This is a genomic window from Streptomyces sp. NPDC049541, assembly GCF_044465725.1.
GTDB lineage: Bacteria > Actinomycetota > Actinomycetes > Streptomycetales > Streptomycetaceae > Streptomyces.
Genome location: NZ_JBITLY010000005.1, coordinates 169,154 through 195,058, shown reverse-complemented (window position 1 = coordinate 195,058; position 25,905 = coordinate 169,154). Strand labels below are relative to the sequence as shown.

Annotated in this window: 17 protein-coding genes, 1 pseudogene and 1 riboswitch; of the genes and pseudogenes, 7 read left to right on the top strand and 11 right to left on the bottom strand. The window is 72.1% G+C overall.

Annotated features, from left to right (window positions below; translation table 11 throughout):
* On the bottom strand, positions 1-1,691 hold a 1,691-nt coding region (locus ACIBW9_RS20185; RefSeq protein ID WP_398956795.1), incomplete at its 3' end, for a DUF6350 family protein.
* A gap of 96 nt (positions 1,692-1,787) precedes the next feature.
* Between ACIBW9_RS20185 and ACIBW9_RS20180 the strand changes: the two genes are divergently transcribed.
* Positions 1,788-2,621, top strand: a complete 834-nt coding sequence (locus ACIBW9_RS20180) for a sigma factor-like helix-turn-helix DNA-binding protein (RefSeq protein ID WP_398956793.1) — start codon at positions 1,788-1,790, stop codon at positions 2,619-2,621.
* Positions 2,622-2,714: 93 nt separating this feature from the next.
* Here ACIBW9_RS20180 and sucD read toward each other — a convergent pair whose 3' ends face one another.
* From sucD to ACIBW9_RS20145, 7 genes are all read right to left on the bottom strand, one after another.
* On the bottom strand, positions 2,715-3,599 hold the full coding sequence (gene sucD, locus ACIBW9_RS20175) for a succinate--CoA ligase subunit alpha (protein ID WP_232647486.1): 885 nt from the start codon (positions 3,597-3,599) through the stop codon (positions 2,715-2,717).
* A gap of 20 nt (positions 3,600-3,619) precedes the next feature.
* The gene (sucC, locus tag ACIBW9_RS20170) at positions 3,620-4,798 is read right to left on the bottom strand and encodes an ADP-forming succinate--CoA ligase subunit beta (protein ID WP_344404567.1); all 1,179 of its coding nucleotides are present in this window, start codon (positions 4,796-4,798) and stop codon (positions 3,620-3,622) included.
* 456 nt (positions 4,799-5,254) lie between these two features.
* Positions 5,255-7,246: a hypothetical protein gene (locus ACIBW9_RS20165; protein WP_398956789.1), complete on the bottom strand. Its 1,992-nt coding sequence runs from the start codon at positions 7,244-7,246 to the stop codon at positions 5,255-5,257.
* Positions 7,247-7,490: 244 nt separating this feature from the next.
* Positions 7,491-8,453 carry a hypothetical protein gene (locus ACIBW9_RS20160; RefSeq protein WP_398956787.1) on the bottom strand — a complete coding sequence of 321 codons (963 nt, stop codon included), beginning with the start codon at positions 8,451-8,453 and terminating at the stop codon, positions 7,491-7,493.
* A 289-nt stretch (positions 8,454-8,742) separates the two neighbouring features.
* Positions 8,743-9,918, bottom strand: a complete 1,176-nt coding sequence (locus tag ACIBW9_RS20155) for a VWA domain-containing protein (RefSeq protein WP_398956785.1) — start codon at positions 9,916-9,918, stop codon at positions 8,743-8,745.
* 169 nt (positions 9,919-10,087) lie between these two features.
* Complete coding sequence (locus ACIBW9_RS20150) at positions 10,088-12,784, bottom strand: DUF5682 family protein (protein ID WP_398956783.1); 2,697 nt, start codon at positions 12,782-12,784, stop codon at positions 10,088-10,090.
* A gap of 207 nt (positions 12,785-12,991) precedes the next feature.
* A complete protein-coding gene (locus ACIBW9_RS20145; RefSeq protein ID WP_398956781.1) occupies positions 12,992-14,131 on the bottom strand; it encodes an AAA family ATPase in 1,140 nt (379 codons plus the stop codon).
* Positions 14,132-14,276: 145 nt separating this feature from the next.
* On the opposite strand from ACIBW9_RS20145, the gene ACIBW9_RS20140 reads away from it, so the two are divergent.
* Together ACIBW9_RS20140 and ACIBW9_RS20135 are read left to right on the top strand one after the other, a co-directional pair.
* Entirely contained in the window at positions 14,277-15,632 is a 1,356-nt protein-coding gene (locus tag ACIBW9_RS20140; protein WP_398956779.1) for an SWIM zinc finger family protein, read from the top strand.
* 64 nt (positions 15,633-15,696) lie between these two features.
* Entirely contained in the window at positions 15,697-17,313 is a 1,617-nt protein-coding gene (locus tag ACIBW9_RS20135) for a DUF5691 domain-containing protein (protein WP_398956778.1), read from the top strand.
* A gap of 167 nt (positions 17,314-17,480) precedes the next feature.
* On the opposite strand, the gene ACIBW9_RS20130 is transcribed toward ACIBW9_RS20135, so the two are convergent.
* Positions 17,481-17,897 carry a cobalamin B12-binding domain-containing protein gene (locus tag ACIBW9_RS20130; RefSeq protein WP_351462844.1) on the bottom strand — a complete coding sequence of 139 codons (417 nt, stop codon included), beginning with the start codon at positions 17,895-17,897 and terminating at the stop codon, positions 17,481-17,483.
* A gap of 352 nt (positions 17,898-18,249) precedes the next feature.
* On the opposite strand from ACIBW9_RS20130, the gene ACIBW9_RS20125 reads away from it, so the two are divergent.
* Positions 18,250-19,116 (top strand): lipase family alpha/beta hydrolase, encoded by an 867-nt coding sequence (locus tag ACIBW9_RS20125; RefSeq protein ID WP_398956776.1) that lies wholly within the window; start codon positions 18,250-18,252, stop codon positions 19,114-19,116.
* A 284-nt stretch (positions 19,117-19,400) separates the two neighbouring features.
* Positions 19,401-20,858, top strand: coding sequence for a M23 family metallopeptidase (locus tag ACIBW9_RS20120; protein WP_398956774.1), 1,458 nt, complete (start codon positions 19,401-19,403; stop codon positions 20,856-20,858).
* Positions 20,859-20,948: 90 nt separating this feature from the next.
* Here ACIBW9_RS20120 and pcrA read toward each other — a convergent pair whose 3' ends face one another.
* On the bottom strand, positions 20,949-23,435 hold the full coding sequence (pcrA, locus tag ACIBW9_RS20115; RefSeq protein ID WP_398956773.1) for a DNA helicase PcrA: 2,487 nt from the start codon (positions 23,433-23,435) through the stop codon (positions 20,949-20,951).
* A gap of 324 nt (positions 23,436-23,759) precedes the next feature.
* Positions 23,760-23,931, top strand: a riboswitch (cyclic di-AMP (ydaO/yuaA leader).
* An 8-nt stretch (positions 23,932-23,939) separates the two neighbouring features.
* On the opposite strand from pcrA, the gene ACIBW9_RS20110 reads away from it, so the two are divergent.
* Together ACIBW9_RS20110 and ACIBW9_RS20105 are read left to right on the top strand one after the other, a co-directional pair.
* Positions 23,940-25,091, top strand: a complete 1,152-nt coding sequence (locus ACIBW9_RS20110) for an NlpC/P60 family protein (protein WP_398956771.1) — start codon at positions 23,940-23,942, stop codon at positions 25,089-25,091.
* Between the two features lie 111 nt (positions 25,092-25,202).
* A pseudogene (locus tag ACIBW9_RS20105) lies at positions 25,203-25,436 on the top strand (hypothetical protein); the annotation flags it as partial.
* Here the strand turns inward: ACIBW9_RS20105 and ACIBW9_RS20100 are convergent.
* Positions 25,414-25,767, bottom strand: coding sequence for a hypothetical protein (locus ACIBW9_RS20100; RefSeq protein ID WP_398956769.1), 354 nt, complete (start codon positions 25,765-25,767; stop codon positions 25,414-25,416). The pseudogene ACIBW9_RS20105 and the gene ACIBW9_RS20100 overlap by 23 nt on opposite strands.
* Positions 25,768-25,905: the final 138 nt, after the last annotated feature.

Here is a 25,905-nt window from a genome sequence, read left to right as displayed (position 1 = left end):
GACACGTCCTTGAGGGCCGCCCAGCGGGACTCGCGGGTGGCCTCGCCGGGCCAGGAGGTCGGCGGCTGGGGTGAGGGTTCGGCGGGCAGGAAGTCGTACGGCCCGAAGCCCGCCTCCTCCTGGTCGCGGAGCGCGCCGTACGTGTCGTCCTGGTCGTAGGGGGCGGAGGGCGTCCCGGCGTCTGCCGGATTCTGCGCCCCGGCGGAAGCCGCCTTCTTCTTCCAGAAGCGGCCCCTGCCCTTTGCCTTCTCCGGCTTCTCCGGCTTCGAGTCCTCGGCCTCCGGCCTCGGCTCGACGATCTTCGCTTTCGGGTCGATGGGCTTCGGCCGAAGATCGAGGGTGTTCGACGCGGGGGCGACCCCGCGCGTCCGGCGCGTCCGGCACCGCCAGGCCCGTACGCCGACCGCCGTCGGAATCGCCGCAACCGCCGTCCACACGGCCGCCGCACCCCCCGTCTCCCACCACACCGGCCCGAACCTGGCAAGCTCCCCGACGCCGAGCCGCCCGCCTGCCATCGTCGCGAGCACGGCCATGGCGGCCCCGCACAGCAGCGCCGCGAGCAGGGCGGTGCCTGCGGTCCGCCGGGCACCGGAGGTTCCGGCGTCCGCCGAGGAGGACGCACCGCGCGCTTCCGCCCCGCCCACGAACCACCCCACCGCCAGTCCGGCCGCCACCGGTACCGCTCCCGCGACCCAGTTCGGCCACCCCCCGGCCCCCGCGTCCGGCACCGCGGCAAGCAGCGGAAACGGTGGCAGCAGCGGGGCCGGCGCCGAGGACAGCGGGTCCACCACATGCCCCGTGCCGAGCACGAACCCGGGCCCGAGGGCATACGCCGCCCCCCACACGGCCGCGTTCGGCACCAGCACCAGGCACAGGAACAGCACCGCGAAACGGCCCGACCAGCCCTCCGTGAGCTGCAGGAAGGAGACCCGCGCCGTCCCGCCGTGCCACGCCAGCGACACCGCCACCAGCGCCGCCCCGCCCCCGACGAGCACCGCCGCACCGGCCCCCGCGGACCGCGCCGCGATGCCCAGGCGGGAGTGGGAGCCCGGCCCGCGGACGAAGCTGCGCAGACCGGACGGCAGCAGCTTCAGCACGCCGTCGAACGCCCGGCGCGGATGCCCGTACGCGGTCCACACCCCGGCCCCCGCCATCACCATGACGAGCACCGGCAGGCACAGCATGGCCCGCCCCCACGAGGGCCGCAGCTCCCCGCCCGAGGCGTACAGTGCCGCGGCCGCGCCGACGCCGAGGTAGCCGAGGACGACGCCCGCCCAGGCCGTACGGGCGGACAGCAGCGGCCCGTCCTCCTCGCCGCCGTACACCACGTCCCGTGCCGCCCGGTGCACCAGCAGCACCGGCACCGCGAAGAGCAGCAGCGGAGTGACCCCCACCGGGGCGGGGACACCCGAGAGCGTGTCGGTGCGGAGCAGTTCGGTGCCGTGCGCCAGCAGCCACAGCGCGGCGGCGACGTGCAGCGCACCGCCGGGCCCGCTGTCGGGGTACGGCGAACTGATCCAGAACACCATCACCAGCACGGTGATCGCCCCGAGCCCCAGCCCGGCGGCCACCGCACCGCCCGCCACTCCGGCGCCAAGGCCGGGCGATCGGTCCCGCATCCTGGCCCGGATCCGGGCACGCAGGTACGGCAACGGAGCTCGGCGAGCAGTCGTCTGGATCACGACCGCCATGCTCCCAACGACACGCGCTTTATCGCCGTAATAGGCAAACCGCCGAAGTGTCGCTCAATATACGTTTATGTACTTTTTCGTACGAAAGGGCGCCCCGTGACGCCGAACCCTGCGAGCCCGCTGGCGCCGGAGCTGACGCCGGCTCAGGCCTTCGACGCGCTGTACGCGTTCTGCGCCCCCGCCCTCGTACGGCAGACGTTCCTGCTCACCGGGCGGCGCGAGCTGGCGCGCGAGTCGGTCGAGCGGGCCTTCCAACTCGCCTGGCAGCGCTGGCCCGAGGTGGCCGTCGACCGCGATCCGGCGGGGTGGGTGCGGGCGACGGCGTACGAGTACGCGCTCTCGCCCTGGCACCGGTTCCGCCCCGGCCTGCGGCGCCGCCCCGAGCCGCCGCTCGTCGACCGGCGCGACCGCGAGCTGATGAACGTACTGATGGAACTTCCGCCGTCGTACCGCCGGGCGCTGCTGCTCTACGACGGTGTCGGCCTCGATCTGCCGGAGACGGCGGCCGAGGCGGAGGCGAGCACTCCGGCGGCGGCGCACCGGCTGCTGCACGCGCGCGAGGCGATCGCCGCACGTCTGCCGGAACTTGCGGACCCGTCCGAGTTGAACCGTCGCCTGGTCGAACTGGCCTCCACGGAGCGGCAGCCCGCCCCCGGACCACCGGCGGTCCGCAGTCGCGGCGAACGCAGCGCCCGCTTCTGGACGCGGGCCGCCATCGCCTTCACGACGGCCCTGATCGGCACCACGGCCCTGGCCCTGCGTACGGCCCCCACGCACTACGAGGCCCCGGTGCCGCCGGGCGCAGCCGTGCGGGGGGTCCCACCACGGGTGGCTCTTGGGGCGCTGTCACGGGGGGAGGCGCAACTACGGGCGAAGCTGCGGGGGGCAACGGCACACGGGCCGGAAAGGCTCGTACCGCTGACTCAATAGCGGCGGCACCCGCCCGGCGCGGCCGGCCACAACGCCGGTGGGCCCGCCCCCACCCAGGGGAACGGGCCCACCAACGCGCAGCTGGAAAGCCGTTCAGCCGGCGAGGATCTCCCGCGCCAGCTTCGCCGTCTCGGTAGGCGTCTTGCCGACCTTGACACCGGCGGCCTCGAGGGCCTCCTTCTTGGCGGCAGCCGTACCGGACGAGCCGGAGACGATGGCACCCGCGTGGCCCATGGTCTTGCCCTCGGGCGCGGTGAAGCCCGCGACGTAGCCGACGACCGGCTTCGACACGTTCTCCTTGATGAACGCGGCGGCGCGCTCCTCGGCGTCGCCACCGATCTCACCGATCATCACGATCAGGTCGGTGTCGGGGTCGGCCTCGAACGCGGCGAGCGCGTCGATGTGCGTCGTACCGATGACCGGGTCGCCACCGATGCCGACGGCCGAGGAGAAACCGATGTCACGCAGCTCGTACATCATCTGGTACGTCAGCGTGCCGGACTTCGAGACCAGGCCGATGCGGCCCGGCTTGGTGATGTCGCCCGGGATGATGCCGGCGTTCGACTGGCCCGGGGTGATGAGACCGGGGCAGTTCGGGCCGATGATCCGGGTCTTGTTGCCCTTGGACACGGCGTACGCGTAGAACGCGGCCGAGTCGTGGACCGCGATGCCCTCGGTGATGACGACCGCGAGCGGGATCTCGGCGTCGATGGCCTCGACGACGGCGGCCTTGGCGAAGGCCGGCGGCACGAAGAGGACGGACACGTTCGCGCCCGTCTTCTCGATCGCCTCGGCGACGGTGCCGAAGACCGGGATCTCGGTGCCGTCGACGTCAACGGTCGTGCCCGCCTTGCGCGGGTTGACGCCACCGACGATGTTGGTGCCGTCGGCGAGCATGAGCTTGGTGTGCTTCATGCCCGTGGAGCCGGTCATGCCCTGGACGATGACCTTGCTGTCCTTGTTGAGGAAGATAGCCATGGCTGTGTGTCCCTCGTCCCTTACTTCGCAGCCGCGAGCTCGGCGGCCTTGTCGGCCGCGCCGTCCATGGTGTCCACGCGCTGCACCAGCGGGTGGTTGGCGTCGGAGAGGATCTTGCGACCCAGCTCGGCGTTGTTGCCGTCCAGACGGACGACGAGGGGCTTGGTGACTTCCTCGCCCTTGTCCTCCAGGAGCTTCAGCGCCTGGACGATGCCGTTGGCGACCTCGTCGCAGGCGGTGATGCCGCCGAAGACGTTGACGAAGACGGACTTGACGTCCGGGTCGCCGAGGATGATCTCCAGGCCGTTCGCCATGACGGCCGCGGAGGCGCCACCGCCGATGTCGAGGAAGTTGGCCGGCTTCACGCCGCCGTGGTTCTCACCGGCGTACGCGACGACGTCCAGGGTGCTCATGACGAGACCCGCGCCGTTGCCGATGATGCCGACCTCGCCGTCGAGCTTGACGTAGTTGAGGTTCTTCTCCTTGGCGGCGGCCTCGAGCGGGTTGGCCGCGTCCTTGTCCTGGAGGGCCTCGTGCTCCGGCTGGCGGAACTCGGCGTTCTCGTCCAGCGAGACCTTGCCGTCCAGGGCGATGACGTCACCGGAGGCGACCTTGGCCAGCGGGTTGACCTCGACCAGGAGGGCGTCCTCCTTGATGAAGGTGTCCCACAGCTTGACGAGGACGTTCACGACCTTGTCGGCGACCTCGGCCGGGAACTTGGCGGCCGCGACGATCTCGCGGGCCTTCTCCTCGGTCACACCCTCGTTGGCGTCGATCGGCGTCTTGGCGACGGCCTCGGGGCGGGTGGCCGCCACCTCCTCGATCTCCATGCCGCCCTCGACGGAGGCGATGGAGAGGAAGGTGCGGTTGGCGCGGTCGAGGAGGAAGGAGACGTAGTACTCCTCCACGATCTCCGGCGCCGTCTCGGCGATCATCACCTTGTGGACCGTGTGGCCCTTGATGTCCATGCCGAGGATGTTGGTCGCGTGCTCGACCGCCTCGTCCGGGGTGGCGGCGAGCTTCACGCCACCGGCCTTGCCACGGCCGCCGACCTTCACCTGGGCCTTGACGACAGACTTGCCACCGAGCCGCTCGGTGGCTGCGCGGGCCGCCTCAGGCGTGTCGATGACTTCACCGGCCAGCACCGGTACATCGTGCTTGGCGAAGAGGTCCCTCGCCTGGTACTCGAACAGGTCCACGCGCTTCCGTCCCTATCAGTGATCTCGCGGTTCGTTGGATGCGTGGGCGTGCCGCGAAGGGCAACGTGACGTCCGCTAGTCACAGGGGAGGCGCACACGGTGTCCGAGCGCGCGGCATGTCCGTCTCGCAGGTTATCGCTGCTTGCGGAGGGCCCCTAAATCGAGGGTCACACCTGAGCGGTGATACCTGTCACATGATGCCGCGCTCACTGGCACGGCGTGCCGGATGTGAGGGCCGGGCACCGTCCGCAAAGGCGTCCGGGGCACGCACGGGGCAAGGGCCTCACCGGGCTGGGGTTGACCCGGTGAGGCCCCCTGTTCAGCCCCGAAGGGGGGCTCGGAGCAGTTGATCCCCACCCCAATGGGGATCACCTGGCTCCATCCGCGGGGTTCGGGCCGGCCGGTCCGACGGCTTTCGGCCGTCCGGGTCCCTGGGACCGCGGAGTCGGTCGGGCGTCAGACGCCGTACTGCACGTTCCGCACGTAGCCCGGCGTGATCGACTCGGTGACGCCCTGGACGCCGGTGACGGCGTGTCCGGCGAGCGGGCCGCCGGTGGACCGGACGGTGTCGGTCAGGTCCCCGGCGAAGGGCGCGACCTGGCCCACGACGCCGTGGGCGAAGGGGTCGACGTCCCCGACGACGCCGTACGCGAAGGGAGTGACCTCCCCCGCGACGCCGTACACGAGCGTCGTCGCGCTGCCACCGACGCCCTGGACCACCGGCTCGACGAGGTCGACGACGGGCTGGGCGGCCTCGGTGACACCCTGCGCGAAATGCGGCACCTGCCCGGCGACGCCGTACCCCAGGCCGGTCGCGTCACCGGCCACGCCGTACGCGAGCGGCGCCACGTCGTCGGCGATCCCACCGGCGAACGGCCGGACGTCACCCGTGACGCCGTACGCCAGCCCGCCCGCGTCCGCCACGGCCTGCCCGGCGACCGGCAGCAAGCCGTCCACGGCGGTGTGCACGACCGGCGGCAGCACGGCGACCGTCGCGTCCTCGGTGACCTGGCCGACCAGACCGGTGGCGTACGACGGGACGTCCGCGACGACACCACCGGCGACCGGCGCCACGCCGTGCACGGCACCACCGGCGACGGCCTGCACATCGGACACCGCGCCGCCGGCGAGGGGAGCCACACCCTGGGCGACGCCTCCCGCCACCGGCCGGACGCCTCGCACCGCGTGAGAGACCACCGGCTGCACGCCCTCGACGACCCCGCCCGCCACCGGCCGGACGTCGGCCACCATGCCGTACGCCAGCGCCGTCGCGGCGCCGACCGTGTGACCGGCGGTCTGCCCGACCCCGGTCACGGCGCCGCCCGCGACGGGCAGCACGTCGTGCACCGCGCCGGTGGCGACCGGCAGCACGCCGCTCACGGCGCCCGTGGCGACCTGCGTCACTCCGGCCACGGCGTGGGTGGCCGTGGGCGCGACCCCGGCGACGGTCTGCCGGGCGACCGGGACGGCGCCCGCCACCGCCTGTCCGGCGACCGGCGTCGCGCCCTGCACGGCGTGGCCGGCGAGGGGCGGCACGACGACCGCGGCCGTCTCCGCGACGACCGGGGTGACCGTGCCGGGAACGCTCTTCACGGTGCCGACGACCTTCTGCTCGACCCCGCCGACCGTGCCCGTGACATGGCCGGGAACCCCGGCCACGGAGGCCTGGGCGGCACCGGCGACGACACCGGCCTCACCCTGCGCGAGACCCGGCACGCCCGCGGCACGGTCCTGAACGCCCGCCGCGGTGCGGCCCGCGCCCGCGACGGTCTGCTGCGCCTTCGTCCGCACGACGCCGTCGACGCCCTGCGCCCGGGTGCGGGCCGCCGACTGCACACCCTGGAGCTTGGTCTGGGCGGCCGCCAGCGCCTGCTCCAGCTCCGGCGCGAAGGCGGCGAGGGGGCCGAAGAGGTAGTCGACCTCGCCCCGCGGGGAGGAGGTCGTGTCGGTGACGGTGGTGACACCCCGGGCGGCCGCGGACTTGGCCTCGGCCTGCGCGGCGCGAGCGGCCTTGGCGCCCTGGATGGCGGCGGCGCCCTTGACCTTGGAGGCGTTCTTGACCGCCTGCGGGGCGGACACCTTGGCGTCGACGTACCTACGGGCCTGCTCGGCGGTGCCGCCGGGCGCAGACTTCTTCGCGCCCGTGACCGTGGAGGTCGCCTCGGCCGCGGTGGAGCCGGCCGTGCCGGTGACGCCGGAGACGGTGTGCTGGACGCCGGTGACGACGCCGTCGACCGTGCCGGTGACGGTGTCGGTCAGCGCGCCGAGGGTGCTGCCGGAGTCGACGGTCGCGTCGGTGGCGGGATCGGTGGTGGGATCGGTGGTCGTGTCGGACACGGACAGGGAGGAAGAGGGCAACTCGTCGGCGCTGGCGACGGCCGAACCGAGCGCCCATGCGCCGGTGACACCGGCGGCTATGACGATGGAGCGGCGGATGTTCTTGTTCATGCGTGCGTCAGATCCTTAGATCCCGGGAAGCTCCGCGCTCCTTGATCTCGGGGGAGATCCGGGGAGTTCCGGGGCTTCTTCGAAAGGCTTGGGGACAATTCCGGCGCCGTGTCCGGTCCTGGTCCGGGGAGTCGGGACCAGCGGAGTCGGCGGTTTGCGTCCGGAGAACGAAGAGGTGTCCGGACGGGCGGGCAGACCTGCTCCACCCCCGCGCGGCAGGTCCGTGGCGGGGGGAGGGCCTGCCCTAGCCGGGGAATACGGGAATGTCCCGGTGCCTGTCCCGGGTACCGGCCACGGCGGCGCGAACGGCCGCGCCGGGCACCAGCCGCACGAACGGCCGGTGGTTCAGGGCGACGGCGTGTGCGTCACCGTGCCTCGAGGTGCCGTTGTCGACCGCGGCCCGGTTGGCCGGAACACCGGCCGGGTCGCCGCCGGGGGCCTGCTGTTCCGGGGTGTACCCGGCGCCTGCGGCCCTGCGGCCACTGCCCTGCACGGTGGTGGCGTCGCCCGCGGTCACGTCCACGACGAGCCGCGGCCCGTGCGCCGTGCCGCTCGCGGCCGCTGCGGAGCGCCTGTCGTCCACGGCACCTTCCGTCGCCGGGCGCCCTGCGACACCCGGCTGCGGCGCCTGCGCGACGGGCGCGGGAAGTATCCGGCCCGGCGCCGAAGGAAAGCCGGGCAAGGTGGGCAGGCCAGGCATCGACGGGGACCCGGGCAGCCCCGGCAGGGCGGACAACGACGACAACGGCGGTATCTGCGCGGTCACCCTGCCCAGCCCGGCGGTCACCCTCTCCACCGGACCACCGGCCGGCGGTACGACACGATCAGCCACCGAGCGGACGAGCTCACTCAACGGAGTGAGGGCCTGGCCGGGATCGGCCGGTGCCGAGACCGGTGCCGGTGCGGCGGGGGGCGTCGGCTTGGGCTTGTCCGGAGCGGCAGGCTGAGGCCGGGGTGCCTGCGTGAGCCGAGTGACCGTAGCGGCTGTGTCGCTCGTCAACGCCCGGACGCCGTCCGCCGGAGCGGTCGCCACGACCTCGGACGAGGAGGCGGCCGGCGCCCTCTCCGCCGCATGCGCCTGTTCCCCGCAGAGGAACCCCAGCGCGAACAACCCGCCCACCAGCAGGACCACTTGCAGCGCACGCCGTCCGGCCGCCGTGCGCATCACGCGCAGAGCGGCACCGGGCAGGGCTGCTGGCCAGGTCAAGAGGGGGTGGTCCTCCCGTGCGGCGGAACGAATTTCACGTAACGAGCCGTAACGAGCTACGAGTCGGCGCGACGCGGTGCGGTACGGACGAGGCGGCGCAACGGCGCGCCACTGATGAGGCGTCGATCCTCGCACGGCCCTCCCGAGGTTGCGCAAGCCCCCTGTTACTGATGGGTAGGCATGTCCGTTTTGCTGGGCGAAGTCGGACGACGATGCATCGACAAATCGTCAGTGACCGTTCCCTGTCCGCCCGGTCGCGCCGTTTCCGGTCATGCCGTGCCGTGTCCGGTCATGCGGTGTCAGGTATGGGCAGCGGTCGCTTCTCGATGGCCGCCGCCATCACTTCGGGGAAGAGATCGGGCGTGCAGGCGAACGCCGGTGCCCCCAGCGCGGCGAGCGCGGCCGCGTGCTCGCGGTCGTAGGCCGGCGCCCCTTCGTCCGAGAGCGCGAGCAGCGTGACGAACTGCACTCCGGACGCCTTCATCGCGGCGACCCGCTTGAGCATCTCGTTCCGAATCCCGCCTTCGTAGAGATCGCTGATGAGCACGACCACCGTCTCGGCGGGCCGGGTGATCTGCGACTGGCAGTAGGCCAGTGCCCGGTTGATGTCCGTACCACCGCCCAGCTGCGTGCCGAACAGCACGTCCACCGGGTCGTCGAGCTGGTCGGTGAGGTCCACCACCGCCGTGTCGAAGACGACGAGTCGCGTGTTGATCGACCGCATGGACGCGAGCACCGCCCCGAACACGGACGCGTAGACCACGGATGCCGCCATCGACCCCGACTGGTCGATGCAGAGGACGACTTCCTTCTTCACGGACTGGGACGCCCGCCCGTAGCCGATGAGCCGCTCCGGCACGATCGTCCGGTACTCGGGCAGGTAGTGCTTGAGGTTGGCCGCGATGGTGCGGTTCCAGTCGATGTCGTGGTGGCGCGGGCGGTTGATCCGGGCGCTGCGGTCGAGGGCGCCGGTGAGGGTGGCCCGAGTGCGGGTGGCGAGCCGCTTCTCCAGGTCCTCCACGACCTTGCGCACAACAGCCCGTGCCGTCTCCTTGGTCGTCTCCGGCATCGCCTTGTTGAGCGAGAGCAGCGTGCCGACGAGGTGGACGTCGGCCTCCACTGCCTCCAGCATCTCCGGCTCCAGCAGCAGCGCGGACAGCCCGAGCCGGTCGATGGCGTCGCGTTGCATGACCTGGACCACGGAGGAGGGGAAGTACGTCCGGATGTCCCCGAGCCAGCGCGCCACCGAGGGCGCCGACGCCCCGAGCCCCGCCGACCGGTCCCGCCCCGCCTGGCCTTGTTTGTCGCCCTTCCCGTAGAGCGCGGCCAACGCCCCGTCCATCGCGCTGTCCTGCCCCGACAGAGTGCATCCCGTGCCGTCGGCGGCGTCGCCCCCGAGCACCAGCCGCCAGCGTCGCAGCCGCTCCTGCGCCGGGGCTGCCGGGTCCATCGCCTCGGCCGTCATCGGCTCACCCCCGTGCAAGGCCGGTCCCAGAGCGGCATCACGGCGACGGCGACCGCCGGACGGTCCTTCGCCGTGCCCCCGTACCTGCCGCGATTCCTGTTGCCGCTCCTGTTGCTGCCGACGGCCGTTGTGCCGACGTCCTCCTGGGCCTGCGTCAGTCCGTCCTTCGTCATCCCGCCACCCCCGCAAGGTCGTTGTCGATGTCCTCTTCCACTCCGCCCTGGTGGTCCGGTCCGTCCAGGCCCAGCAGCAGCCGGACCACCGGCAGCACGGCGTCCGCGCGCCCGGGGTCGAAGTCGGCCGCGAAGCCCGGTACGCCGGAGCCGGCGGCCGTCACGCTCCCCCGCTGCCCCGGTCCGCGCCGGACGAGCTCGCCCAGCGTCCGGCGCACCCCCGGCTCGTACGCCGAGAACGTCCGCCGCAGCAGGGGCAGTACGTCCGTGAACGCCTCCGCCGGCACCCCGGTCAGCCAAGAGTCGACCAGCCCGAGCAGCCGTTCGTCGTGCACGAGAAGCATTCCGCCGCCGGACCCTCCGCCGACGAACCCCTCGATCCAGGCGGCGGCATCCCCCGGCGGAGTCCCCGGCGACAGCACGAGACCCATGAGCCGTGCCGCCTCGTCCTGCCCCAACTCCCCGCCGTCGAGCAACAGCCGCACGGCCCGCCCACGGATCACACCGGGCACGGTGTCCCGCACTGACAGCACGCGCAGCACCGAGTGCCAGCGGCCCCGCAGTTCGCGGTGGTCCGGCGCGGTCGCCTCGCCCAGCAGCCCCACCGCCCCGTGCACCGCGTCCACATGGCGCCGCATCTCCTCGGCGGCGTCCGCGTCCAGGGCCGCGCAGGCCGGGGGCAGACCGACGAATATCCGCTCGGCGAGGCCCGCGGCCACCCCGGCCAGCGCTCCTGTGTCCGTGCCGCGCACATCGCCGTACCGGAGGGAGCGGACCAGGGCGGGCAGGGCCTGCGCGAGGTGGCCGACGTCCGTGTCGAGCGCGGCCCGGTCGGCGAGGACCTGCATCACCACCGGGAGCGCCTGGGGGAGTTCGGCCAGCAGGCAGCGCTCGGCGAGTCCGGTGACATCGGCCAGGGCCTGTGCGGCGACGGCGTCCGCCTCCGCCTTGGCCGTCGCGGCGGCGAGCACCGTCGTGCCCCACACCCCGGCCTCCGCCACCCGCACGGCCAGCTCCGGCTCCCAGCGCAGCCGCCATGTCTCCCGGAACGTCCCCGTGCTCCCCCGCGAAGCCACCGGTTCACCCCACGCCACGCCCAGCAACCGCAGTCGGTGCAGCAGCCTGCTGCGGCCTGCGTCGGTCTCCTTGCGCAGGTCGAGCTCCAACTCCCGCTCCAGCGGCTCCGGTTTGAGCCGCAGCCGTCGCTGGATCCGGTCCAGGTCCCGCTGCAAGGGCACCGCTGGCGCCGCCTGCGGCACCTCCCCCAGCACATCCCCGACGACCAGCCGGTCGTGCACCAGCGCCAGCGGTACGTCCGAGCCCTCGCACATCACCGCGCGCACGGCATCGGTCGTCTCGCCGAGCCCCGGCAACGGGCGGCCCCGCATCGCCGCGAGCGTCTGCGCCAGCCGCACCGCCTCGATGACATGCGCCGAGGAGACGATCCGGTCCTCGCCCCGCAGCAGCCCGGCGACCTTGGTCATCCACCGCTCGACCGGGCGGTCCGGGGCGGCGAAGAGATGCCCGTACCAGCCCGGCGAGTCGATGCCCGCCCCGTATCCGCTGACCCGTGCGAGCCTCCGGTACGTCCACGGCACCCATGTCATGTCCGTCTTGACCTTGGGCAGCCCCTTCACCAGCGCCCGGTCGGCTGCGACGGCCGTCTTCTGCCGCAGCGCGGGCACATGCCAGGCCCCGCACACGACAGCCACGGCGTCCCCGAACTCACGCTGCGCAGCCCGCACCTGGAGCCGCATGTACGCCTCCCGTACGAGGTCCCGGTCATGTCCCCCGCTGCCGTACGCCTCCCGCAGCGCCCCCATGGCCTCTTCGAGCACCAGGAACGGCGCGAATGCGTCCCCCTCCCCCAACCCCCGGTGCTCGACGACGTCCTCCCACCACCGCTCCGGGTCGTCGTACCCGGCGGCTTCGGCGAGCACGGCGAGCGGGTCGATACGGACGTCGGTCTCCCTGGCCGACCTGTCGGCAGAGGGCCGGCCATCGCGGTCGGCACCCGGATCGGCGTCGGCACGCCTGCCGGTGTCAGGGGTGACATCGACCCTGGAGCCGGTTCCGGTCTCGGCGTTGGATCCGGCTCCGGTCTCGGCATCGGCCTCGGCGTCGGATCCGGTGTCGGCTGCCGCGCCGGGGTCGGCGTCTGGCCTGGCCCGGAGCACTGCGGCACCACCGGACCCGGAGTCGGCTTGCGATCCTGCCCCGGCACCGGAGTCGGCCCCGCCCTCGCGCTCGGCACCGTCGCCGCCCGCGGCCCCCTCGGCGTCGCCCTCGCGTCCGTCGCCCGCTCCCCCGCCGAGTTCGCCCTCCGTGTCCTTGCTCCACGCCAGGGTGTGAGTGGCCGGCAAGTCGATGAAGCGCGCCGGTACGTCGTGCTCCAGCGCCCACCGGATCGCCACCCACTCCGGGGAGAACTCGGCGAGCGGCCAGAACGCCGAGCGGCCGGGCTCGTCCACCGCGTGGGCGAGGAGGGCGACCGGCGGGCGCATGTCCTCCTCGGCGGCCAGCGGGATCAGTACGTCGGCCTCGGGCGGCCCCTCGATCAGCACGGCCAGGGGCCGGGCGGCGTCCAGCGCCGCCCGTACCGCTCGTGCCGAGCCGGGTCCGTGATGTCGTATGCCGAGCAGCAGCGGCCCACCGCCGGCCGCGCCGCTCCCGCCCCTCGCCGTCCCTGTCACGCCGTCCCCCTCGTCGTCCTGGTCATCGCGCCCCTCGAATACGGCCGCCGGATGCCTTCCGGGCGCCCTCCAGGCCGCTGCCGTCCCCGCCGCACACGCCGTCCTCGTGCGCCCTGCACACCGGTCCGCCCGATACCCGGCCCCCGCCCGATCCCTTGCTCCCGTTGTTTCCGCCGCTCCCGCCCGAACGGCCCCACCCCAGGTCGTTCACGCGCTCACCTCACGGCAGGCCCGGTAGAAGTCCTTCCAGCCCTCGCGCTCGCGCACGACCGCCTCCAGGTACTCCTGCCAGATGACCCGGTCGGCCGCCGGGTCGCGGACGACGGCGCCGAGGATGCCCGCGGCGACGTCACCGGCCCGCAGCACACCGTCACCGAAGTGGGAGGCCAGGGCGAGTCCGCTGGTGATGACCGAGATCGCCTCCGCCGTCGACAGCGTGCCGCTCGGCGACTTGAGCTTCGTACGCCCGTCGGACGTGACCCCGTCACGCAGCTCGCGGAAGACGGTCACGACCCGGCGGATCTCGTCGATGCCCTCGGGCACGGCCGGCAGGTCGAGCGAGCGGCCGATCTGGTCGACGCGGCGCGAGACGATGTCGACCTCGGCCTCGACGCTCTCCGGCAGTGGCAGCACCACCGTGTTGAAGCGGCGGCGCAGGGCGCTGGAGAGGTCGTTGACCCCGCGGTCCCGGTCGTTGGCCGTGGCGATCAGGTTGAAGCCGCGGACGGCCTGCACCTCCTGCCCCAACTCCGGTATCGGCAGCGTCTTCTCGGAGAGGATCGTGATGAGCGTGTCCTGGACGTCGGCGGGGATACGGGTCAGCTCCTCCACCCGCGCCGTCATCCCCTCCGCCATGGCCCGCATGACGGGGCTGGGCACCAGGGCGGCCCGGCTCGGGCCGTTGGCCAGCAGCTGCGCGTAGTTCCAGCCGTACCGGATCGCCTCCTCCGGCGTGCCCGCCGTGCCCTGCACGAGCAGCGTCGAGTCGCCGCTGACCGCCGCGGCCAGGTGCTCGGACACCCAGGTCTTCGCGGTGCCGGGCACGCCGAGCAGGAGCAGGGCGCGGTCGGTGGCGAGTGTGGTGACGGCGACCTCGACGATGCGGCGCGGGCCCACGTACTTCGGTGTGATCACCGTGCCGTCCGGCAGGGTGCCGCCGAGCAGGTATGTCGCCACTGCCCACGGCGACAGCTTCCAGCGGGCCGGGCGCGGGCGGTCGTCCTGCGCGGCCAGCGCGGCGAGTTCACCGGCGAAGGCGTCCTCGGCGTGCGGCCGCAACGCCTCTGCCGGCTCCTTCTCGGGCACTTCGGCCGCTTCGACGATCGTCGGTTCCACGGACACAGACATGGCTGAGGCCCCCTCCAGCTCGGCCGGTTCGGATCTGGCATCCACGTTGCACTACGCCACTGACAATCTGTTCTGACCTGCGGAAACGCCTGTGCGGGAGCGCTCGCAGGGCCGATTGTCAGTGGCGGGATCTACCTTCGATGGCATGACTCAGCAGGGGGTGCGCTGGAGCGCGGATCAGGTGCTGGCGCTGGCGCCTGACGCCGCGTCACGCAAAGCGGGCAGCAAACTCGGCGCGGCGGGGCCGTGGTCCGAGGCGGGGAGTTCAGACGAGGGGGCGGTGTGGGGGCAGTGCAAGGGCAGTGGCAGCAAGCCGTATCAGACGGTTGTGGACATCGCGGATGCGGCGGGCCCCGCGTACAAGTGCAGTTGCCCGAGCCGCAAGTTCCCGTGCAAGCACGCGCTCGGGCTGCTGCTGCTCTGGGCGGGCGGGGACGGTGCGGTGCCGGCGGCGCAGGCGCCGGACTGGGCGGAGCAGTGGATAGAGGGGAGAAGGCAGCGCGCCGAGCAGAAGCGGGCGGCGGGGGCGGCCGGTTCCTCGTCCGGGTCCGGTGATCCGGAGGCCGCGCGGCGCCGGGCGGAGCGCAGGGCCGAGCGGATCACCGCGGGTGCGACGGAGTTGGAGCAGCGCCTGGCGGATCTGCTGCGCGGCGGTCTGGCGAGCGCGGAGCAGGCGGGGTACGGGCTGTGGGAGGAGACCGCGGCCCGCATGGTCGACGCCCAGGCCCCTGGACTGGCCGCCCGGGTGCGGGAGTTGGGGGCGATCCCATCGTCCGGTCCGGGCTGGCCGGTGCGTCTGCTGGAGGAGTGCGCGCTGCTCCATCTCCTCGACCAGGGCTGGCTGCACCGCGAACGGCTCCCGGACGGCCTGGCGGCGACGGTCCGCTCCCGGATCGGCCTGCCCGGCTCGGCGGACGGCCCGCCGCTGCGCGACCGCTGGCTGGTCCTCGCCCAGTACGACACCGCGGACGCACGCCTGACGACCCGCAGGATCTGGCTGCACGGCACGGACTCGGGCCGCACCGCGCTCCTCCTCTCCTACGGCGCCGCGGGCCGCGCCCCGGAGTTGGCGCTCCCCGTCGGACTGACCCTGGACGCCGAGGTGTCCGCCTATCCGGGCGCCGGGCAACCACGCGCTGCCTTGGGCGAGCAGTTCGCGCCACCGGCACCGTCGGTGACACGGCCGCCGGGAGTGACGACGGCCCAGGCGGCCGCCCGCTACGGCGAGGCGCTGCGGGACGACCCCTGGCTGGATTCCGTCCCGGTCACGCTGGACCGGGTGGTTCCGGTCCCGGACGGCGACTCCTGGCAGTTGGCGGACGCCGACGCGGATGCCGCGCTGCCACTGACTCCCGCTGCCCGTACCCACCCCGGCCTGTGGCGCCTGGTCGCCCTCTCGGGCGGCGCCCCGGTCAAGGTCTTCGGGGAGTGCGGCCACCGGGGCTTCACGCCGCTGACGGCGTGGCCGGAGGGGGCGGGAGAGGCGGTGCGGCTGTGCTGACCCGACAGTCGCAGGACCGCCGGACGACGCCCACAAGGACGGGAGCTTCACGGAAAGGAACCGCATGAACACGACGTCGACGCCGGTGCATGCGCCCGCCTCGGGTGCCTGGGAGGAACTCGTCACGGCGGCCCTGCTCGGGACGGAGCGGCGCACCCCGCCGGGCGGAGCGCCGGGGCGGGAAGCGCCGGTGGCACTGCTGGACACGGCGGCCGCGGAGACCGTTCGGCGGCGGGCCGGGCTGCGGGCGGCGCGGGCGGCCGCACGGCCCGAACCGGCTGCCGAGGACCCACGGCCCGTGCTGCCCCCCGCGGCGGCCCGCAGGCTGGCGCTGCTGCTGGCCGACCGGCCGGGCACGGGCGGCGGCCGTAGGGGCACGGCGCCGGACCTCATGGAGCTGCTGCCCCAGTGGCTCGCGGCGGCGAACGCCCGCGGTTTCGCGGCACCCCCTCAGGCGCTGCCGGCGCTGCTGGACGCGGCCCGGGGGCGTACGGATCTGCGGCCGGCGGCGCTGGCGTTCGCGGGGCCGCGCGCCGTGTGGCTCGCCCGGCTGAACCCCGACTGGCGGTTCGCCCTGCGTGCGACCCCGGGCGGGGGCGCCTCCCTGCCGCACCCCGAGGACACGGAGCAGAGCCGGCGCCTGTGGGAGGAAGGCCTGTTCGCCGAGCGGGTGGCGCTGCTGTCCGCCATACGGGCCCGCGAGCCCGCCGCCGCCCGTGAACTGCTCGCCACGACCTGGTCGACGGAGCGGGCCGAGGACCGCCTGATGTTCCTCGACTCGCTGCGCACGGGACTCGGCCCGCAGGACGAGCCCTTCCTGGAACAGGCGCTGGCCGACCGCAGTCGCAACGTGCGGGCGACGGCAGCGGAGTTGCTCTCCGCACTGCCGGGCTCGGCGCTCGCCGCGCGGATGGCCCTCAGGGCCGCCGCCTGCGTGGCCGTCGACCACACGGGCGACTCACCGATGATCACCGTTGAGGCTCCGCACGAGTGCGACGCGAGCATGGAGCGCGATGGTGTCGTGGCCAAGGCTCCGGCAGGACGGGGTGAACGATCATGGTGGTTCGGTCAGTTGGTGGAGGCGACACCGCTCGGGACCTGGTCCACGCGGCTGGGCGGGCGTACACCGGGGCAGATCGTGGCCCTGCCGGTGACGGACGGCTGGCAGAGCGAACTGCACGCGGCCTGGTGCCGGGCCGCGGCGCGGCAGCGGGACCCCGAGTGGGCCCGGGCGCTCCTCGGAACCCCGTCCGCCCCGGAGGCCGGCGGTCCGGGCGCGGTGTCGCTGGCCGAGCGCGCCAAGCTGCTCGGCACCCTGAGCCCAGCCGAACGGGCCGACTGGGTGGCCGGGTTCATCGCGGCACACGGCCTTTCCGAGGCGTTCCAGCTGCTCGGGGTGTGCGTGGTGCCCTGGTCCGCGCCGCTCGGGCGGGCGGTGGTGGACGCGCTCAACATCGCGCGGGACGCGGGGAGTTATCCCTGGAGCTTCAGCGGAGTGATGGGTCTGGCCGAACGCTGCCTCGACCCCTCCGAGGCGAGCCGCCTCGACGGCCTGCTGGCGATACCCGACGAGACGGAGGACGCCTCACCGGGGGCGGGCGGCTACTGGGCGGAGGCGTTCCAGCGCCTGGTGACGACCTTGCGGTTGCGGGCGGCGATGGCGGAGGAGCTGAGGGCGTAGGGTCTGTCTGTTGCGGCGCTCTCCGGCACTGCTTCGGCGCCGGTCAGCACATTTCAGCCCGTCCGGCGTTTGAGGCCGGTCAGGCCGAAAGGGGGTCTGGGGGCGAAGCCCCCAGGTCCGGCCATCCCAGCCCACCCGCACGGGACAACGCCCGCACCGCCGGAGGCCTACGCCTCTGCCGGCTGCCTGACGTTGGCCCGCACCCAGTCCACGATCGACTGCGTCGTGGCCCCGGGCGTGAAGATCTCCGCGACGCCCTGCTCCTTCAGCGGAGCGATGTCCGCCTCGGGGATGATCCCGCCGCCGAAGACCAGGATGTCCTCGGCGTCCCGCTCCTTGAGCAGCTTGATCACCGCGGCGAAGAGCGTGTTGTGGGCACCGGAGAGGATCGACAGCCCGATCGCGTCGGCGTCCTCCTGGATCGCGGTGTCGACGATCTGCTCGGGGGTCTGGTGAAGGCCGGTGTAGATGACCTCCATACCGGCGTCGCGCAGCGCACGCGCGATCACCTTGGCCCCGCGATCGTGGCCGTCGAGCCCCGGCTTGGCCACTACCACGCGGATCGGACCGGCTGCCACACCCATCACTGCCTCCATGAAGCGACTGCATCCATCCCTACCGACAAGTACTGGGTACCCGAACCGGCCAGGAGAGTGAACGAACGTTATCGCCAGCATCCCGCAACCGGCAGTTTCGCGGTGAAGACAGAGGGGGAAATCACACGATGGGACACGTTCACCGCGCACCGTTCCGGCGGGAACACGCGCAAGGGGAGCCGCAAAGAGGTCGCCGCACCACCGCGCCGCAGGCCGCGCGCCGTGGCGATGCGGCATGTCGACGGTGCCGTGAAGGGCTGCCGACCGCCTTCCTCGCGGCCTCCCACGAGGGCACACGGGGGACAGAGGCGTCCTCCTGCGTGCCGACAGGAGGTCGGCCATGAAGGTCACCAGGGCAGCGCTGCCCTTTCTCCCGCTCTGTCAGCGACTGCTCCCGAGCAGACTGGCGGGACTCTCCCTGGCCCTGCTGAAGGCGACCGCCCTGGAACTCGCGATCCTCGCAGGACACCTCCTCCTCTATCCCTCCGGCGTCACGCAGGAACGCCGAGGACCATCGGCCCCGCTCCCGTCGGCGGACGGCGCCGCACAGCTGCCGACCGAGTACAAACCCCCGGTCGTCCTCCTGCACGGCTTCATCGACAACCGCTCGGTCTTCCTGCTGCTGCGCCGCAGCCTCGCCCAGCACGGCAGGCAGCAGATCGAGTCGCTCAACTACTCGCCGCTGACCTGCGACATCCGCACCGCGGCCGAGCTGCTGAGCCGGCACATAGAAGAAATCTGCGAGCGCACGGGCAGCGGACAGGTCGACATCGTCGGACACAGCCTCGGCGGACTGATAGCGCGGTACTACGTGCAGCGGCTGGGCGGTGACCTCCGCGTCCGCACTCTGGTGACGCTCGGCACCCCGCACTCCGGCACCCGGGTGGTGCCGCTGGCGAACGCGCACCCGATCGTCCGCCAGATGCGCCCCGGCTCGGAGCTGCTCGAGGAGCTGACCCGGCCCGCCCCGGGCTGCCGTACGCACTTCGTGAGTTTCTGGAGCGACCTCGATCACCTGATGGACCCGCTGGAGACCGCCTGTATCGACCATCCCGACCTGATGGTGCAGAACGTGAGGGTGAGCGGGATCGGACATCTCGCCCTGCCCGTGCACCCAGCCGTCGCGACCGGGATACGGCAGGCCCTCGACGCCGAGCAGACAGGAGCAGAAGCCGCCGCGCAGGCAGGCGGTCTGACCGTGGCCTGATCCCGTCCCTTGCGGCCGCGTCCGGTACAGCCGCATCCCGCACAGCCTGCCCACAGCACTGGGACGGCACCCGGACAGCATCCGCACGGCCATGCGACAGCCATTTGGCCTCGAACATGCTTCGAACACAGGGCCAAAGCCGTGCCCGTCGTCCCCCGAAACACGGCCGAATGCCCGTTTCCTGCGCGCACGAAACCTGTTGAAGATTGTCGAGCCCGTATACCGCCGGGTACAGTCACCGCACTGCTCTGGCAGCCCCTGTTGTCGAGGCGAAAGAGAAGTTGGTGAACGACCGTCACCCGTCGGGGACCATGACCCCGGCCCCGGCTTCCGATGCCGCCTCGGCGCACTACGCGTCGTACGGCACGCAGGAAGCCCAGTACGGGGACTTCACCATGCACGGCGACTACGACTCCCAGGGTTTCGCGACCGGCAGCCATGCCACCGCGACCTTCGCCGCAGACCCCCTGTTCGGCAGCCTCCCGGGCGAGAGCACGGGTTCGTACGACACGGGCCACTGGGCCACGGGCGGCCACCAGACCCTGAACTACGACGCGTACGCGGCACAGCACCATGCCGCGTACGACACCGGCGTCTACGACACGAGCGTCTGGGCCGCCGACCACCAGCCGCTTCCCGTCATCCCGCCGCAGGCCACCGGGCACGACATCTCGGGCCAGTGGGATGCGAACGCCTGGCTGCAGCCCGACCACGCGGGCGGTCACGCAGACCAGACCCAGCAGTGGGAATGGGGCACCCAGGCCTTCGACACCGGCGCATACGACGCCACGCAGTGGAACTCCGAGGGCCCCGAGGCCGGCGACACCACCGCTACCGCAGGACCCGCCGACGACTACGAGCAGGCCGAGCACGGTTCCTACGACGGATCCGTCCCGAACGGCGGCCAGCCGGACGCCACCGGGGAGCTGCCCCCGGTGACCCCGCTCCTCGACGAGCAGGAAGAGGTCACCTCGGCTCCGGCATCGCGCGCGGGCTCCCGCAGCGGGGCCCGTTCCCGCCGTCGCGCACCCGCCAAGCGGTCCGCCCTGCTGACCATCGCCGTGCCCTCGGTGTGTGTGATGGGCGTGGCCGGTATCGCCGCCGCCTCCGTGGGCACGTTCACCGGCGACCAGGACACCTCGACGACCGCGTCGGACGGGCAAGCGGTGAAACCATCCGCCGCCAACAACAAGCTGGACACCCAGCTCCGGAGCCTGTCCGCCGGCGCAGACGACTTCGCCGACCGGGCCAGCCGTACGCAGGAGCGCATCGACCTCAAGGCCCAGCAGGAGGCCGAGAAGAAGAAGGCGGCGGCGGAGGCGGCCCGCAAGGAGCGGCTGCGCCCGAAGTACGTCCTTCCGGTCACCCAGAAGGGGCTCAGCGCCTACTTCGGCCAGGCCGGGATCAACTGGATGTCCGTGCACACCGGCATCGACTTCCCGGTCTCGTACGGCACGACGGTGATGGCCGCGACCGACGGCACCGTCCGCACGCAGTGGAACAGTGCGTACGGGAACATGATGATAGTGACAGCGAAGGACGGCACGGAGACGTGGTACTGCCACCTCTCCAGCTATCGCGTCGCCTCCGGTACGACGGTCAAGGCCGGCGACCCCATCGCGTACTCCGGGAACTCCGGCAACTCGACCGGTCCGCACCTGCACTTCGAGGTCCGCCCGGGCGGGGGTTCGGCGATCGACCCATTGCCGTGGCTGCGGAGTCATGGGCTGGACCCGACGTAGGTGAGCTGGGGGCTGCGCCCCCAGACCCCCCTTTCGGCCTGAACGGCCTCGTCCTCAAACGCCGGACAGGCTGATTTGTCTCACCGGTAGTTACAGCTTCTCGACCGGTGCGTACCGCAGCAGCAGGCGCTTCGGCTTGGTGTCGCCGAAGTCGATCGTCGCCTCGGCGTTGCCGCCCGTGCCCTTCACGGCCACGACCGTGCCGAGCCCGAACTGGTCGTGTGTGACCCGGTCGCCCACGGCCAGCGAGACCACCGGCTTCTCGGAGGCGCGGCTCGTGGCGAAGCCGGACGCGCCCGAGGCCGACGAGCGCGAACGGGAGGACGACAAGGAGGCGGCAAGGCCCGACGCGGGACCGGAGGAGACCGGGGCGGTGGCTCCCGTCCGCTTCCAGTCGACGTGCTGCGCCGGGATCTCCTCCAGGAACCGGGAGGGCGGGTTGTACGACGGCTGCCCCCACGCGCTGCGCAGCGACGACCGGGTCAGATACAGCCGCTCACGCGCGCGCGTGATGCCGACGTACGCGAGCCGCCGCTCCTCCTCCAGTTCCTTGGTCTGGCCGAGGGCGCGCATGTGCGGGAAGACGCCGTCCTCCATGCCGGTGAGGAAGACGACCGGGAACTCGAGGCCCTTGGCGGTGTGCAGGGTCATCAGGGTGATGACTCCGGAGCCGTCCTCGTCCTCGTCGGGGATCTGGTCGGAGTCGGCGACGAGCGCGACGCGTTCCAGGAAGTCGGCGAGAGAGCCCGCCTCCTCGCCCTCACCGGACTCCTGCTCGAACTCCAGGGCCACGGCGGCGAGTTCCTGGAGGTTCTCGATGCGGGTCTCGTCCTGCGGGTCGGTGGAGGCCTGCAACTCGGCGAGGTAGCCGGTGCGTTCGAGGATCGCCTCCAGGACGGTCGCCGGGCCCGCGCCGGACTCGACGATCGTCCGGAGGTCCTCCATCAGCGTGTTGAACCGCTTGACGGCGTTGGCCGACCGCGCGGCCATGCCGTATGCCTCGTCGACGCGGCGCAGCGCCTGCGGGAAGCTGATCTTCTCGCGCTGGGCGAGGGCGTCGATCATCGCCTCCGCGCGGTCGCCGATGCCGCGCTTGGGGACATTGAGGATGCGGCGCAGCGGCACCGAGTCCTCGGGGTTGGCCAGCACCCGCAGGTAGGCCAGGACGTCCCTGACCTCCTTGCGCTCGTAGAAGCGGACACCACCGACGACCTTGTAGGGCAGGCCGACGCGGATGAAGACCTCTTCGAAGACACGGGACTGGGCGTTGGTGCGGTAGAAGACGGCGACGTCCGAGGCCTTCGCCTGGCCGGCATCCGTGAGACGGTCTATCTCGTCGGCCACGAACTGGGCCTCGTCGTGCTCCGTGTCGGCGACGTAGCCGGTGATGCGGGCGCCCGCGCCCGCGTTCGTCCACAGGTTCTTGGGGCGGCGGGACTCGTTGCGCTCGATGACCGCGTTGGCCGCGGAGAGGATCGTCTGCGTGGAGCGGTAGTTCTGCTCCAGCAGGATCGTCGTCGCGTCCGGGTAGTCCTCCTCGAACTGGAGGATGTTGCGGATGGTGGCACCGCGGAAGGCGTAGATCGACTGGTCGGCGTCTCCCACGACGCACAGTTCGGCGGGCTGCAGGTCGTACTCGTTCGGTGGTACGTCCTCGTCGTGCGCCCCGGTGCCGACGAGTTCCCGTACGAGCGCGTACTGGGCGTGGTTGGTGTCCTGGTACTCGTCCACCAGGACGTGCCGGAAGCGGCGGCGGTAGTGCTCGGCGACGTCCGGGAAGGCACGCAGCAGGTTGACCGTCGTCATGATCAGGTCGTCGAAGTCGAGGGCGTTCGCCTCGCGCAGCCGCGACTGGTACATGGCGTAGGCCTGGGCGAGGGTCTTCTCGAAGCCGTCGGCGGCCTGGGCGGCGAAGTCCTCCTCGTCGATCAGCTCGTTCTTCAGGTTCGAGATCTTGGCGCTGAAGGACTTCGGCGGGTAGCGCTTGGGGTCGAGGTCCAGGTCTCGGCAGACCAGGGCCATCAGGCGCTTGCTGTCGGCCGCGTCGTAGATCGAGAAGGAGGAGGTGAAGCCGAGCTTCTTCGACTCCCTGCGCAGGATGCGCACGCAGGCGCTGTGGAAGGTCATCACCCACATCGCGTTGGCGCGCGGGCCGACGAGCTGCTCGACGCGCTCCTTCATCTCGCCCGCGGCCTTGTTGGTGAAGGTGATCGCGAGGACCTGGCCCGGATGCACGTTCCGTTCGCCCAGGAGGTAGGCGATGCGGTGGGTGAGCACGCGGGTCTTGCCGGAGCCGGCGCCGGCCACGATGAGCAGGGGGCTGCCGGAGTGGACGACGGCCGCGCGCTGGTTCTCGTTCAGCCCGTCCAGGAGCGCGGCCGCGTCGATCGCCGGGCGGGGGGCGCCGTTGCGGTAGTAGGCCTCCCGGTCCGGTGGCACGTCGAACTTCCCGCCGAACAGATCGTCCGGAACCGGCTCCGGTCCGTGATCGTCCTCGGGCGGCGGCGGAGGTTCCTCCTCGTGCCCCCGGGGGGCCTGGAGGTTCGCCAGGAAGCTGTCGTCAAAGAGGCTGCTCATCGCTCTCCGAGTCTAGGGTGCCCCACTGACAGCCCGCCGCCGCCCTGAGCACATCGCCGGAATCCTCGGGCTCCCCTGGGCCTCCGCGGCCACAGAATCCCCTGATTCTTCCAGACCTGGCCGCCAGCCGTCCTCTCGCTCTCCAGAACCGCGCCGTCACGGACCGCGATCGACCCCTCCCGGATCACCGACCGCGTGCGACCCGCTGACCGAAGGTCACGAAAATGTATCGGGCATATCGAACATCAACCTTCACAGGGGCCACACGAGTTGGCTACCGTTCCGGCAGGCCGCACGACCCCCACCGGCGAACGTCGCCGGGCCGCGTGGCCTCCGCCGAGTCCGGGGCGCCGCCGCGCATCCGGAGCCGGGGACCCACACCGACCTTGGGGTGAATCGGTCCTCCTCCCTTGCGGAGCACGGACCGTAGGGCAACCCTTCCGAACCACCCGCCCGAACCCGACAGCTAACTCGGCAGGCGGAGCATGGAAGGAGTCGCCTCCCTTGGCGTCGCACCGCAAGTCGCGCCCCGCGGGTACGCGCGTAGCAGGCATACGCACCCCCGCCCTCGCCACGGCCGCCTTCACCTCGGTGGCCCTGCTGTCCCAGTCGGCGAACGCCGCCCCCGCCGCCGACGGCAAGCCCAGCCTCGAAGAGGTCGAGAAGAAGGTCGACGACCTCTACCGCCAGGCGGAGTCGGCCACCGAGAAGTACAACGCGGCCAAAGAGAAGACCACGAAGCAGCGCAGGAACGTCGACACCCTCCTCGACGACGTCGCCAAGCGCATGCAGAAGCTCAACGAGGAGCGGGACCGGCTCGGTTCCTTCGCCGCGGCCCAGTACCGGACCGGAGCCGCCGCACCCGACACGGCGACCTTCCTGCTCGCGGACTCCCCGCAGGACTACTTCGACCAGACGCAGTTGATGGGGCGGCTGACATCCCGTCAGAAGAGCGCGGTCGACGAGTACTTCACCGAGCAGTCCGCGACGATGAAGAAGCGCCAGGAGGCCTCCAGGAGCCTCGAGACGCTGACCGCGACGCAGAGCGACCTGCAGACCGCCAAGTCCACGGTGCAGAAGAAGCTCTCCGATGCGCGCGAGCTGCTGTCGAAGCTGACCGCCGAGGAGAAGGCGCGGCTCGCGGCGATCCAGAAGCAGCAGCAGGAGGCGGCGGCCCGCAAGGCCGCCGAGCTGGCGAAGCAACAGGCGGCGGAGAAGGCCAGGGAAGCGGCCGCGGCCCAGGACAGCGGCTCCGCCTCGGGCTCGGGATCCACCTCCGCCGGCGACTCCTCGTACGCCACCAAGGCCGAGAAGGCGCTCGCCTTCGCCCGCGCGCAGATAGGCAAGCCGTACGTCTGGGGCGCCACCGGCCCCGGCTCCTACGACTGCTCCGGCCTCACCCAGGCCGCCTGGAAGGCCGCGGGCGTCGACCTCCCGCGCACCACCTACGACCAGGTGAGCGCCGGCACCACGGTCTCCCTCACCGACGCGCAGCCCGGCGACCTGATCTTCTTCTACGACGACATCAGCCACGTCGGGGTCTACATCGGCAACGGCATGATGATCCACGCCCCGAAGCCCGGCGCGTACGTCCGCGAGGAGTCGATCTACTACGGCGGTGAATCGATCATCCACAGCGTGGTGCGGCCTGCCTGAGGCACCAGCAGGGCACGCGCGCGTGCGGGGCAGTTCGTGAGGCACGCGCGCGTGGCCCGCGCCGCACTCCTTGGCATCGGCCCCATGTCCGGCCCGACCTTCCTCCGCGCCGTCGCCGAGGCGGTCCGGCCGCGGCGCGGCTACGACGTGCGGCGCTGGGCGACCGTTTTCCCGCTGGGGATGACGGCGACGGCCGTGCTGTCCGTCGCCGCCGTCCTCGACACCCCGTGGCTGAAGGGGCCCGGCCAGGTGCTGCTGTGGATCGCGGTGGCGGCGTGGCTGGCCGTTGCCGCGGGCGCCGTCGCCGCGGCCCGCGCCGGCATCAGGTCCACAGCACCGCGATGAAGATGTTCGTCGTGGTGAGCAGGCCCACCAGCCCGAACAGGCCCTTGTCGATCTTCTCGTCGTCCCGCTTCACATAGACCAGGCCGAGGATCACGATCAGCAGGGCCAGCTTGATGCCGATCTTGATGTTGTTGACGTGATGGTCGTCGGCCTGGTTGAGGCCGACCAGGATCGCGCCGGTGACCAGCATCGTCAGCGCGCCGTGCAGCATCGCCGGGACGAAGCGGGCCTCGCCGCGGCCCATCGCCTTCATCTGGGTGAAGAAGCCGCCGAGGAGCGCGGCGATGCCGATGATGTGCAGGCCGACGAAGAGATGGATGAGTACGTCCATGAGGCCGGAGCTTAAACAGGGGTGCACGGGGCACCGGACACCGCCCCGGCCACCATCGGCGGATCTTGCATATATGCGGCCCATAGCACTCCGCCCCCTGCACGCGTCCCGGAACCACCACATCGGTCAGCGCACTGC